Source organism: Arcticibacter sp. (assembly GCF_053551015.1).
In genome coordinates this window covers 59484-72538 of record NZ_JBMQOB010000007.1, presented here as the reverse complement: position 1 = coordinate 72538, position 13055 = coordinate 59484, and the positions used below count along the sequence as shown (strand labels likewise).

Below are 13055 nucleotides of genomic sequence, written 5' to 3'. Positions count from 1 at the left end.
TTATTTCCAGCCTGGGTTTTGAGTTAAGTTTTTGTTCAGGATCAGATCTTCGGAAGGTATCGGTGCGTAGTAATCTCTCTCTTCAAGGAAGATACCTCCCTGAGGAAAGGGATCCAGGTTACCCGAAGTAGCATTCTGCTGCCCGGTGATGGGATTACGCAGGGTGCGTTGATTGACATTGATGAAAGAGGTTACAGACGATGGTGCCGAAGAGGTGGAGCCTGTATGAAGAAAGACATCTGCTGCTCCATCACCGGTAAAGTCGTGCGCTCCGAGGCCGGAGAAGTAAACACCGACCATAGGTTGGGTAAGCTTCTGCCCTTCCTTCCAGCGCATCAGGTCGTCCCAGCGCTGACCTTCATTAAACAGCTCAATCCGTCGTTCGCGACGGATCTCCAGGATCACGCCTTTATTAGAACCCTTGTCTACATGAACATACTGCGCCTCCAGATACCGGTCAGGGTTTGCATTAGCCTGGGCCAGGTTCAGACCAGGCATACCCACACGTGTGCGCAGCTTGTTGACAGACAGATCCAGGTCCGCTTGGGTGATGGTGCCCAGTTCAGCTTTCGCTTCGGCATACACCAGTAAAGCCTCCGCATAGCGGAAAATGATGACATCAAATATCGAGGCCGACGATGCCCATTGCGCACGATCGGGCAGCGCCTTAATCAGGCGGTACCCTGTAGTGGTAATATTAAGTGTTACAGGTTCATTAGCCGTGGCGCCATTGGCACGGAAATCAGGACCCGCAGTGGTCTGCGTAAGCCGTGGATCACGGTTCTGCATTTCCTGATAGTACGACAAAGTTTGGTAGCCTGCCTTATCTGTTATGCGGGAGCCATCATTCATGAGGTAGCTGTTTACCGCATCCTTGGTGAGTCCGTAGGATCCGGAGGTAGCTGAAGTGAACAAATAAGCCAGATTGTGCACTTTCAGTCCGATCTGATAATCTGCGGCCAGAATGGTCTCTACATTATCCTGATTGTCGCGCGCAAACAGACCGCGGTAGGCGGCTGCAGCACCTCCGGTGGTGTACAGCGTATAGGCTCCCGAGTTAATCAGTTCAGTAGAAGCGGATACCGCCTCATTCAGGAATTTCTCGTGACCTTCTATCCCGTGATACTTGCGGAAGGTACCTTCGAAGAGTGCAACCCGTGCTTTAAGCAGCAGGGCGGTGTATTTAGTAATCAGGTTGAGCTGCTTTTCTGCCGGGATATTGGCGATCGCATAGTTGAGATCGGCAAGAACAGAGTCCATCACCAGTTTGCGTGAATCACGGCCCTTATAGATATCGGGATCTTTGGCGCTCAGCACTTTACTGTACCAGGGCACATCGCCAAAAGTCTTTACCTTATCGTAGTAAAAATATGCTCTGTAGAACCGTGCGATACCGCTGTATTTGGCTTTAGCCGCTTCATCTTTCACTTTACCGTAGTTCTCCAGAAAGTAGTTGATTTTCCTGAGGTTGCCCCAGGACCAGCCGCCACTGCCGCTAGCGACGGGAACAAGGCGATTACCCTTGACCTGATTGGCCGGATTGAGGGGCATCAGGTTGTCTGACGATGCGTCATTGGTGTACACATCCGTACTGGCAAGCATCGTATAGAAGTCATTAGTGGCGACTTCGAGATCTTTACCTGTATTGAAGAAATAAGGTGCTTCCACCTGATCTTCAGACGGTCGTTCGAGATAGTCTTTATCACAGGACGAAAGGGAAGACAGGCCGGCTACGCCACATATATAATAGAGGATGACTTTATTCATTTTCATCTTTAGAAATTGTTATAAGTTTAACATTACACCAAAAGAGTAGGTCTTTCCCATTGGATAGTCGCGCAGATCTCCACGATCATCGGCTGTACCCGGAGAGGAATAGCTCACAGCAGATCCAGCCTGTTCAGGGTCAATATACCTGGTAAGGCCACCAAAGCTCCATGTGAAGATGTTCTCTCCACTGAAGAAGACTCTGAGCTTCTCAACTTTTGCCTTGCGGGTCCAGTTTTGCGGGAAGGTGTATCCAAGGGTGAAGTTCTTTACCCTTAGGTATCCTACATTTTCAAGATAGTAATCGTTGAGTTCATAGAGCGAACGGCCTGATTGCAGAGACGAATAGCCGCGATAGATCTGCGGATACTTGCCCGCTTCATCAGGTCTCCACGCATTATCGATGAGATCCTTACGCAGGAACGACAGATATGGTCGCTGATAGGTTCCCCAATACAGGTCTCCTGTTGGATACCAGTCCTGATGAGCTACGCCTGCCATCGCGACGGCCATGTCGAGATTCTTCCATCTGGCATTGAGGTTCAGACCGAAAGGAAATCTGGGCATTGAGTTACCGATCCGCTGAAGGTCTCCGTGGTTCGCCAGGGTATTGTCCCCCTTGTCGATCTTTCCGTCTCCGTTCACGTCGACATACTTCACGTCGCCTGCTCGCAGGTGATTCCATTCGCTGTTCTGCATCACGTTCAGGATGTCATTATAAACAACAGAAAGGTTGTTTGCAGGTCTTTCAAATGAGTTCTGATAGGCCATCGCTTCTTCGTCGGTCTTGAATTGTCCGTCAATATGGAAGCCCCATATTTCGCCGAGACGTTGTCCTTCGTAGTAAGAGCTGAGGAGTCCGTTTGGATTGTTGTAACGGGTGATGATGCCTTTGAAGTTGGAGACGTTAGCAGATACGCTGAAATTTAAAGGTGAACCGGCTACACTGAACTTGTTCTGATAGCTGACGTTCAACTCGTAACCCTCGTTACGTAAAGCTGCATAATTTTCTTTAGGCTCGTTTGCACCGAATACTGCAGGCAAAGGTTCGCCCGGCAGGTACATCCCCTCTACGTTCTTGCGGTACCAGTCGACGTTGACAAATACCTTATTCTGAAACAGCCCGAGGTCTAGTCCCAGGTTAATACTCTTGGTGGTTTCCCAGGTAACCACGTTTGGCAATGGTGAAGGCATACCTGCATAGGTCAGGCGGTTACCGCCATTTAGCCAGGTGGACACACCTACGCTCATGAGTTCTTTAAATGTGTTGACATCCACGGTCTGGTTACCCAGCTTGCCGTAAGAACCTCTCAGCTTAACGGAAGGAAGAACTGAGCTGATGGGATCCCAGAAGTCTTCCCGGTCTACCTGCCATCCTAATGACACAGAAGGGAACAGTCCCCAGCGACTATCTTCAGGGAAGCGGGATGATCCGTCGTAACGGGCGTTGACTTCCAAAAGATATTTGCTTCTGAAGTCGTAGTTAAAGCGACCGAAATAACCCTGTACTGCCCAGTTTGTGGCAGAACCGGCAATGCTGGTCATCGAGGTAGCCAAAGAAAGGTTAGCCAGATCTTCGATCAGGAGGTTATCGGCTTCAGTAGCAATACGGTCACGATCAAAGCTTTCACGGTTAAGACCGGCGAGTAACTTCAGGTTGTGATCTTTTGCTACGGTCTTGCTATAGGTGGCAAACAAGTTTAAGGCATTGTATTTATCCTTCCAGCGATACTCGCTAAGTCGATTCAATCCGGCCGTGCGTAAGTCAAGCTTATTCCCAGCAAGGTAGTTGAAAGGGTTGAGACGATAGCTGCGGCTGGTGTTTTCAATCCGGTTGCTATAGTCGAAATTGATCTGAAGACCTTTAGCAGGCTTAGCAGTCACGCGGAAGGTGTTGGTGAACTCTTCGTTATTGAACTGGCGCCATGTCTTTCCGGAATACAAACCGGCATTACCACCCTGGCCTCCGGTACCTGTACCGATATCGGTAGGCACACCATTTACCATATTCGGGTAAAAAGCCATCAGGTTATACCAGGTGGTGGTGCTCCATAAGCCACCGAAGCCGTTGGCGTAGCCACCATAATCTTTATCCGCTTCATTGATGAACTGAATGTTGTTAGCAATCTCCAGCCAGGTATTCGGTGTGAAGACCAGGTTTGCTTTAAGGTTCTGGCGATCCATGCTGGCGTCCTTGTTGATATTGTTGATGCTCTGACGATCGAATACCCGCCCTGACAAATATCCTTTCAACTTATCTGTACCGCCTGAGATACTCACGTTATGGAAGTTAGAGGCCTGGTACTTACGGAACATGGTATCCCACCAATTCGTCTTATTAAAGAACTTGTAAGATCCGTCAGACTGCAGCTCCTGGAAAGGCGCAATCTCACCGTTGGCTACCATTTTGATGGTTTCCCAATCCATGGCGTTGTAGTTGGTGTATGAAGATCCGTTGTAGCCGAACAGGGCCGCGTCTACCGTTTTACCATAGATATAGGGATCTGAAATGTAGTCTGTTCGTGCCGTTGGAGTGGTCCAGCCAAAGTTATTACTATAGGATACTGTAGTAGTTCCCGCCTTGCCCGACTTGGTTGTGATCAGGATGACGCCGAAGGCGCCCCTTGCACCATAGATGGCGGCAGAAGCAGCATCTTTTAACACTGTTACCGTTTCAATATCGTTTGGATTGACGCGGGTGATATTCCCTTCGATACCGTCGATCAGTACCAGCGGACTTCCACCATTGATGGAGTTGAAGCCGCGGATGTTGATGTCGGGTGTTGCAGAGGGGTCGCCATTATTCATCTGGATATTTAAGCCTGGCATTAAGCCCTGCAAAGTTGCCGCGATATTGGCATCCGGGCGTGTGGCGATATCGGAGGCGCTTACCTGTGCGACGGCACCTGTAAGATTCGCTCTTTTTTGCACTCCATATCCTACTACGACCACCTCGTTCAGGTCGCTGATAGCTTCCTTCAGTGCAATCTGCATGACCTGTCCCGCTATCACCTCGACCGTGCGGGTTTCAAATCCGACAGCACTGATGCTGATCGTATTTTTGGCAGCCGGGCTAAGAATCTTAAAATAGCCGCGGGAATCAGTGGCTGTACCGAGATTACTGTTCAGCAATTTAACGGAGGCACCGGCAATAACGCTGCCGAACTCATCTTTCACGAAGCCTTCGATTGCCTGCTGTGCCTGTTCAGCAACAGTTTTCATCTCAGCCCGGGACTTGATCAGCACCATGTTATTTTCCAGGATATAAACCAGGCCATGAGGAGTGAGTACGGTGTTGAGTACCTCACCTATTTCCTTGTTCTGCAAGGAGACGCTGATGTTGTTAAGACCTTTTAGGTGCGCATTGTTATACAGAAAATCGTAGTGAGTTTGCTTTTGAATATCAATCAATACGTCTTGTATGCTCGCTTGTTTAGCCTGGATTGAAATCTTTTGTCCGAAGGTAGCTGCACTGGCGTGGAGCATGGTTCCGAGCAACAACAAAGAAACCAACTTCATAATTAGCAATAGTTTGTCTATCCTCGTCTTCTTTAAACAAGGGGTTATGGTAAAAAATTGATACATTTGGGTGAGTATAGGGTAATTAATACGCTGTTATTAAGGTTTTTATCCATACGACGAATCGGGAGCGGTGCAACGCTTCCGATTGCCTATTTCCTGAGGCTTACTTTCTGACGATCACCCTCCCTTCTCTAATTTCAAACCGTAGGTTAGATATTTTTTCAATGCTTTCCAGAACATCCTTGAGGCTGCGGGTGCGCACAATGGAGCCTGTAAATGACTCATTTGATGTATATTGATAATCTATCTCATCGATAGCGTACCAGTTCATGATATCACGCATAATATCTTCGATCCGCGCGTCGGTAAACCGGAAATATCCTTCTTTCCATGCGAGTATATCTCTGAGGTTAGCTTTGCTCTTATTCTGGAGGACACCAGCTTGTGCCCGCACCTGATCGCCGGGCAGAAGGTTCACCTCCTTGTGGTCTTTAGCTACATGAACGTTCCCTTTTACCAGCGCCGTCTGAGAATAGCTATTGTGCGGATAGCTTTTGACGTTGAACTGTGTACCGAGCACCTTTACGTCGTAATCGCGGGTTTTAACCCGAAAAGCGAGCGACTCATTGTGTGTGACGTCAAAATAGGCCTCTCCGCTCAGCTCGCAGTCGCGATTGCTTACGCCAAATCCGGGATTCAGCTTCAGGGTCGTACCTGAGTTCAGATCGACCTTTGATCCGTCGGGCAGCAGTAAGGCGTAACTGATTCCTTTTCCGGTAGAAAATTCATGATACGGGAGCTTTGAAGCGTGGCCGCCAGGATGTATAGCTACCTTGTAGAGGTTTTCTGAAATGCGGGAAAGCTTCACCCCTTTATAGTCATGCTCCTTTTCGCTGATGTCCGCCAGAGCGAGCTGAGTGCCATCGGCAAGACGTATAGCTCCGTGGATATCAGGTTGATCTTCTTTCACGGTCTTCTTTGTAACTGCGGTAGTGCGGGTTGGATTTACCTGACCTGATTTGCTGTAGTTGAGATAAACGAGGGAGCCTATCATGATCAGGACAGAACAAGCTACAGCAGTCCAGACATGCCGTTCCAGACGCCTGATGCGTGGGCGTTCAGCGTACCTTTCATCCTGTGAAAGTTTGGCAAAAGCTGCTTCGGGGTCAAAAGAGGGAGTATGATCCAGGTCTATTTCATCATCAACGGATTCATAGAATGCGTGTTCCTGGTTGTCTAGTGCAGACAGAAATTCTTTCAGTTCCTCCTCCGTAAGTTCGTCGTTGAAGTATTTTCTGGCTAGTTGCTTAAATCGGTCTCTATTCACTAAGTAATAAATTGTGATGCTTTATTACCCTATGTACACACGAACCGGCTGGTAGGACTATAGAAAAAGTGAAAAAATAAAAAAATAGAGGTAATCAGCCTTTTTGAAATGCTGACGCAGGTACTTAAGAGTTTGTACCAGACTATTTTTAACGGTATTGGGTGATATACCCAGCTGATCGGCGATTTCCTTGTGCGATAGGCCTTCTTCCCTGCTGAGCTGCCAGACTTCGCGCTGGCGGGCTGGCAGGAGCCCTACTGAGTGCTGTAGCAGTTGCTTCAGTTCATTGACCTGAATCTTGGTATCCTCTACCACACCCGACATGTGCTGAAGGAGTTCCTGCTGAAGCAATAGATCGTACCTGGCGCTCCGCAATTTATTAAAGCACATACGCTTGGCGATGACGTAAATGAAAGACCATAGGTTTCTGGAGGTGTCAATCGTATCGCGCAAAAGCCATAACTTGATAAAAGTTTCCTGCACGATCTCTTCAGCCAGTTCTTTATTCTTCAGAATTCCGAAAGAGAGCACAAAGATTCCAGGGCTGTATGCGTCGAACACCGTTTTAAAGGCGGTTCGATCGCCGCTCTTAAGATCCTGACGTACCTGGTTACAAATTTCCATTTAAATTACACAATTGACCAGCATATTCTGATATAGCACACAGCAAATGTAGTTACCAAGTATTAACACCATGTTAACTCTAAAAATAACGGCAAAGAAGATGACTTATTAAATTTGTTCATTGAGGCTTAAATGGATAAAAACGTACTGTGGATAAATTTCAGTCTGCATTATAACCAGTATATAGCAACTAGCGAGACCTAAATCTAATGTTTTTCGGGAATATTCACAATATGCCCTTAGATATGCCTGAGCGGAACGCTTTTTTTTCAACTTAACCGGCAGCGGCGGCTGTTATCACCGCGACATGGATAAAAGTTCCTTAACAGAAGGGTACCCATCGCAGCCAGGCCAGTCTTTTCAGGGATCTGATGAAGGTTGAACGGCAGACTTCCTGCTGTGAAGACCATCATAATGAAAAAGAAGTTATTTCTTATAATTGAGCATCGCTTTCTGACAATTTATTTGAAAGTATTTATATTTTTGAGTGCCTTATCACAAATGAAATATAAACCTGGATTACACATCTTAGCTGAATTTAGCACGGATAATGATCAGCTTCTTTACTCATCAGCTTCCTGTAGAAATCTTTTTAGCGATCTGATCGCTTCATACGGGCTGGCAAAAGTCGGAGAAGTCTATCATGACTTTGACAATGGTGGTTTTACTGCGGTTGTTTGTCTTACCGAGTCTCACCTGTCCATTCATACCTGGCCTGAGTTCAAGTTGGCAACCTTTGATATTTTCTTGTCTAACTATCAAAAAGACAACACAGACAAAGTTAAGGCTATCTATCAGGAGGTGCTGCTTTTTTTTGAAGGTACCGAAAAGCAGAAAACAGAAATAGTTCGCTAGGATGGCCACGGTTAACTTACTCTCCTTTCCTTTTATTGAAACGGTTAGCTGTCCTGAGTGCAGTAAACCCATCAAACTCTACGATCCTGAGGGTAGTGAGTTCTGCGTTTGCCCCTCATGCCATTCTTTTATTCGCTTCAGCAGTATCCACAGCAGAGGAAAGGCGCAGAAAGTTGTGCAGTCTGTAAAAGAGAGCCCACTTATCCCGCTTGGGACAGCGGGAAAGTTAAAGGATCATCCGTTTAAAGTTATTGCCTACTTGGAGCGAAAAGAGAAGGGAACTACCTATACATGGCAAGAGTATCTTCTTTATAACTATGAAAAGGGCTATGCGACTCTTTCAGTTTATAATGGTCACTGGAACATTATTGTCGACAAGATCTGGGAGTCGACGCTTGAGCAAACCGTTAGTGATTCTTCGGTAGCCACGCTGCAAGGGGTCGACTACAAGGTTTTTAATAAGTACACTCCTATAACAACAGCGCTCATTGGCGAGTTCGACTGGGATGTGCTGTCTGACAACGCCCGAACGTACGAATATATCGCTCCTCCGCTCATGATATCTCGTGAGGGTCAGGGAACGTACGCGCAATATTACTGGGGTGAATATATTGAACCCCGCGAGGTTGCAGAGGCATTCGGATTGGACATAGATACTTTTCCTGAAAAGATTGGTATTGGCGCTAATCAGCCATCGGCCCATACAAGAGATTTTGGCGTGCTTCTCATGTATAGTGTGCTCGCCGTTGTCGCTATGTTGCTCTTTCAAGTCGTAGTGGGCATGCTGAAGCCTGAGCAAGAACTTCTGAACAGTGACTTCGATATCACGTTTGATAAAGGACCCGCTCAGTTCGATTCGACAGGCGTAATCAGTTCCCAGACCGGAACACACGAATTTAAACCCTTCCTCACCCCTTCGTTTAAACTAGCCGACGGGCCTTCTCCTTTGGAGATTACCGTGGGTTCAGATGTCGACAATAACTGGCTTGAAGCAACTGTAATCCTGATAAACGACCAGACAAATGAAAGCTGGGAAGTAACGAAGGGAATCGAATACTACCACGGCTGGGAAGATGGTGAGTCATGGAGTGAAGGCTCTAATGAGATGTCCATTGTGCTATCTGCGATTCCGGAAGGCAAATACCACTTGAATATTTATCCTGTATCAGGAGATCCAAGTCAAACAGACGTGCACATACGCGTTGTGTCCAACGTGACGCTTTGGAGAAATATCTTCATGACTATACTGATTTTATGCCCATACCCTCTTTACTGTTGGTTCAGGATGAGGACTTTCGAAAAGAGACGCTGGATGAACAGTGATTATTCACCTTTTGATTCCTGATATGAGCCGACGAGTTAAAATATACATCGCTTTCCTCATCCTGATTGTTGGCTGCTTTGCTTATAAAACATGGAACGCTAATGCCTTCTGGGAGGACACAGCTGAGAGAAATACAGAATACAATACGAACAACCGTGTCCATACGGGATATGGACGAAGATTATATCATAAATGAATTTATCATGAGCTTGCACGAACTGATTAGTTACAAGTACATTGTGGCGTCGATAGTTTACTCTGTCCTCGGTATTTTGATCCTGGTCATCGCCTTCTGGATCATTGAAAGAATCACTCCTGAGAATCTCTGGAAGGAAATCATAGAGGAACACAACATGGCACTTGCCATTGTTTGCGCAGCGTTTATGATTGCTGTCGCCCTGATCATCAGCTCCGCAATTCACAGTTAGAGATGGACAAGAGACTTCCCACGCTATTGCTGCTATCCGTATTTGTTGTGGCAACCTGTGGGCTCATTTACGAATTGATTGCGGGTACACTGGCCAGCTACCTGTTGGGCGACTCCGTTACGCAGTTCTCTACGATTATTGGCGTCTATTTATTCTCCATGGGGATAGGTAGTTGGTTATCGAAGTATTTCGATAAGAATATCCTGTCGTGGTTTATACAGATTGAGATACTTGTCGGGCTGGTTGGAGGCACCAGCTCTACGCTCCTGTTTTTACTTTTTGAGAGTATCGCATCCTTTAGGATATTGCTCTACGGGCTGGTTTCCCTGACGGGGATACTGGTGGGACTCGAGATTCCGCTCCTGATGAGGATTTTAGAAAACCGCTACGAATTTAAGGATCTCGTTTCGCGGGTATTTACATTCGATTATATAGGTGCCCTGCTTGCTTCCCTGATCTTTCCGCTTTTGCTGATTCCTTACCTCGGCATTGTAAAAACCTCTTATCTCTTCGGTATTCTCAATGTCCTTGTGGCATTGATCGTGTGTGCCAACTTCAGAAAAGAAATCCGGGGAGCAAAATACCTGCAGACAGCATCGATTGTCAGCATAGCAGGACTTCTTGCAGGATTTATATATGCAGAGACTATTACCAGCTTTTCTGAGAGTCTGAGCTATAATGATACCATCATTTACTCCAAGAGCACTCCCTATCAGCGTATCATATTAACCAAGCGGGGAAAAACGCTTCGATTGTTTTTAAATGGAAATCTCCAGTTCAGCTCCGATGACGAATACCGTTATCATGAAGCCCTGGTGCACCCGGGACTGAGTGCACTGCCTGAAGCAAAGCAGGTACTCGTTATGGGTGGCGGTGATGGATTGGCGGTACGGGAGATCCTTAAGTACCCTCAGGTGAAGAGCATTACCCTGGTTGATCTGGATAAAGGGATGACATCCTTATTTCAGAATAACAGCATGCTGATCAAGCTGAATCAGAAGGCATTGTTATCGCCAAAGGTTAAGGTGATTAATGCAGATGCGTTTTCCTGGGTCAGGAGTCAGAAGGATAAATTTGACTTCATTGTAGTGGATTTCCCAGACCCGTCTAACTACTCTGTCGGAAAGCTTTATACCAATTCATTTTACAAGCTCATCAAAGAAATGCTCCAACCTGATGGAATCATTGTCGTGCAGTCAACATCTCCGTATGTGGCTCCTAATTCCTTCTGGTCGGTTAACAAGACGCTCGAGTCTGTAGGTTTGCATACGGTGCCCTATCATAACTATGTCCCTTCATTTGGGGAATGGGGATATATTATGGCCATGAATAAGGCCTATTATAAAAAACCCGAGACCTTCGTACCGGGCTTGAAGTTTATCAGTAAAGGGAGCCTTGACCAGATGTTTTACTTTCCGAAAGATATGTCGAGGCGGGAGACCGAGGTGAATAAGTTGAACAATCAGGTGCTTGTGAAGTACTTCGAAGAGGAGTGGTCGGATGTTCTTTAAGCAAAATGTATTAAGAAGCATCAACAGGCGCAGCTTCCTTTTGCGAGCAGGGTTGTTGACGACAGGTATCACACTGAATGCCTGCCTTCGAAAGATTAGTCCCGGAGACTCCGACTACAGCCATATCAAAGGAGAACTAAAAGGTCCGAATTCCACGGCGGGACATATTTTAAGAGATAAAGTTCATGTACCATCGCCATCATCTGCGCGTCGCGTGAAGACACTGATTGTGGGCGGTGGAATATCCGGATTGTCGGCAGCCCGCTGGCTGAAGAAGCATGGACACACTGACTTTGAACTTCTCGATCTGGAAAAGCATGTAGGAGGAAATGCAGGCTTCCGGCAGAACGAAGTCAGCGCCTACCCTCTCGGAGCGCATTACATTCCTATTCCCAATAATGAGGATGCGGAGCTGCTCAGCTTCCTGGAAGAACATGGAATCATTAGCCACTATGTGGATGGTCTCCCCTTTTACAATGAGTTCGATCTGTGTTTTGCTCCCGAGGAGAGGTTACTGATCAACGGGCAATGGCAGGACGGACTGGTGCCGGAATTTGGAATCGCTGATGAGGACAGAAAACAGATCAAATCTTTTTTTGAGCTGTGTGAGAGTCTCAAGACAGAAAAAGGAACAGATGGAAAGTATGCCTTTGACATTCCGGTAGCGAAAAGTTCTAAAGACATTGCCTACAGGAAGCTTGACGTTATATCCTTCAAAAGTTATTTGCAGGAGAAGGGGTTTACATCACCGTACTTGTTGTGGTATCTCGACTATTGCTGCAAAGATGACTACGGCCAAAAATCAAATGCTGTATCTGCTTGGGCAGGTTTGAACTATTTCGCTGCACGAAGAGGAAGAGCCGCAAATGCAGACAGTAGTACTGTTTTAACCTGGCCGGAAGGAAATGGACGATTGATGAGCCATCTTGCTTCAACGGTTAAGAATCATATCCGGACGGGAGAAATGGCCTACAGTATCACAGAAGAAGCAGGTGGCGGCTTTGCCGTTCATGCTGTTGATCTGAAAACGCAATCCTCACATACCATCCATGCGAAGCAGTTGATCATGGCTTGTCCGCAGTACGTAAATCAAAAGCTTCTCAGCGGATTACAGCACAGAGCGGTTGATTACGGAAAGTTCAGCTACGCGCCATGGCTCGTGGCGAATATCACCCTGAAGGTAATGCCCCACACGAAGGGTGCAGGTCTATGCTGGGATAATGTAGCCTATAACACGGCGTCTGTTGGTTATGTGAATGCAGGTCAGCAGAGTTTAAAGACGATGGAAGACAAAAAGGTTTTTACGTATTATCTGCCGCTTTGCGATCATGAACCACGCGTTTCAAGGCTTGCAGCCTATGCCAGGACCTATGAGCAGTGGCTGGACATCATTCTACCGGAGATGGAATATATGCATCCCAACATTACAGAGAATATTGAGCACGTTGAGCTATGGCTATGGGGCCATGGTATGATATGCCCTACGCCAGGCTTCATTTCCGGCAGCGACCGCATGAATGCCTCGAAGCCGCTTAACGGGCGGATCTTTTTTGCGCATTCAGATCTAAGCGGCATCTCGATTTTCGAGGAAGCATTTCATCAAGGTATAAGGGCCGCAAAAGAAATTTTATCTGCTAACAGTAGAGAAAATTAAAACTGAATCCGGATTTCCGGGTTCAAATCTTCGATTTAAATTA

General features: G+C 46.8%; 9 protein-coding genes. 5 read left to right on the top strand and 4 right to left on the bottom strand.

Going from position 1 to position 13055, the window contains the following annotated elements; translation table 11 throughout:
- The 4 genes from ACO1NU_RS03140 to ACO1NU_RS03125 form a co-directional block, all read right to left on the bottom strand.
- Complete coding sequence (locus ACO1NU_RS03140; RefSeq protein ID WP_448817002.1) at positions 1 to 1773, bottom strand: RagB/SusD family nutrient uptake outer membrane protein; 1773 nt, start codon at positions 1771 to 1773, stop codon at positions 1 to 3.
- 12 nt (positions 1774 to 1785) lie between these two features.
- Positions 1786 to 5286: a TonB-dependent receptor gene (locus ACO1NU_RS03135; protein WP_448817001.1), complete on the bottom strand. Its 3501-nt coding sequence runs from the start codon at positions 5284 to 5286 to the stop codon at positions 1786 to 1788.
- A 166-nt stretch (positions 5287 to 5452) separates the two neighbouring features.
- Positions 5453 to 6616: a FecR family protein gene (locus tag ACO1NU_RS03130; protein ID WP_448817000.1), complete on the bottom strand. Its 1164-nt coding sequence runs from the start codon at positions 6614 to 6616 to the stop codon at positions 5453 to 5455.
- A 57-nt stretch (positions 6617 to 6673) separates the two neighbouring features.
- Positions 6674 to 7240, bottom strand: a complete 567-nt coding sequence (locus tag ACO1NU_RS03125) for an RNA polymerase sigma factor (protein ID WP_448816999.1) — start codon at positions 7238 to 7240, stop codon at positions 6674 to 6676.
- Between the two features lie 414 nt (positions 7241 to 7654).
- Between ACO1NU_RS03125 and ACO1NU_RS03120 the strand changes: the two genes are divergently transcribed.
- From ACO1NU_RS03120 to ACO1NU_RS03100, 5 genes are all read left to right on the top strand, one after another.
- The gene (locus ACO1NU_RS03120; RefSeq protein WP_448816998.1) at positions 7655 to 8095 is read left to right on the top strand and encodes an S-adenosylmethionine decarboxylase family protein; all 441 of its coding nucleotides are present in this window, start codon (positions 7655 to 7657) and stop codon (positions 8093 to 8095) included.
- Position 8096: 1 nt separating this feature from the next.
- Entirely contained in the window at positions 8097 to 9440 is a 1344-nt protein-coding gene (locus ACO1NU_RS03115) for a DUF4178 domain-containing protein (RefSeq protein WP_448816997.1), read from the top strand.
- A gap of 182 nt (positions 9441 to 9622) precedes the next feature.
- Positions 9623 to 9847 carry a DUF350 domain-containing protein gene (locus ACO1NU_RS03110; RefSeq protein ID WP_448816996.1) on the top strand — a complete coding sequence of 75 codons (225 nt, stop codon included), beginning with the start codon at positions 9623 to 9625 and terminating at the stop codon, positions 9845 to 9847.
- A gap of 2 nt (positions 9848 to 9849) precedes the next feature.
- Entirely contained in the window at positions 9850 to 11358 is a 1509-nt protein-coding gene (locus tag ACO1NU_RS03105) for a polyamine aminopropyltransferase (protein WP_448816995.1), read from the top strand.
- Positions 11348 to 13012 carry an FAD-dependent oxidoreductase gene (locus ACO1NU_RS03100; protein ID WP_448816994.1) on the top strand — a complete coding sequence of 555 codons (1665 nt, stop codon included), beginning with the start codon at positions 11348 to 11350 and terminating at the stop codon, positions 13010 to 13012. Before ACO1NU_RS03105 ends, ACO1NU_RS03100 begins: the two co-directional genes overlap by 11 nt.
- Positions 13013 to 13055: the final 43 nt, after the last annotated feature.

Bases quoted from the DNA above. Each gene is read 5' to 3' on its own strand.
- ACO1NU_RS03135 (WP_448817001.1), bottom strand. From the start codon at position 5,286: ATGAAGTTGGTTTCTTTGTTGTTGCTCGGAACCATGCTCCACGCCAGT.
- ACO1NU_RS03140 (WP_448817002.1), bottom strand. From the start codon at position 1,773: ATGAAAATGAATAAAGTCATCCTCTATTATATATGTGGCGTAGCCGGC.
- ACO1NU_RS03100 (WP_448816994.1), top strand. From the start codon at position 11,348: ATGTTCTTTAAGCAAAATGTATTAAGAAGCATCAACAGGCGCAGCTTC.
- ACO1NU_RS03105 (WP_448816995.1), top strand. From the start codon at position 9,850: ATGGACAAGAGACTTCCCACGCTATTGCTGCTATCCGTATTTGTTGTG.
- ACO1NU_RS03110 (WP_448816996.1), top strand. From the start codon at position 9,623: ATGAGCTTGCACGAACTGATTAGTTACAAGTACATTGTGGCGTCGATA.
- ACO1NU_RS03115 (WP_448816997.1), top strand. From the start codon at position 8,097: ATGGCCACGGTTAACTTACTCTCCTTTCCTTTTATTGAAACGGTTAGC.
- ACO1NU_RS03120 (WP_448816998.1), top strand. From the start codon at position 7,655: ATGAAAAAGAAGTTATTTCTTATAATTGAGCATCGCTTTCTGACAATT.
- ACO1NU_RS03125 (WP_448816999.1), bottom strand. From the start codon at position 7,240: ATGGAAATTTGTAACCAGGTACGTCAGGATCTTAAGAGCGGCGATCGA.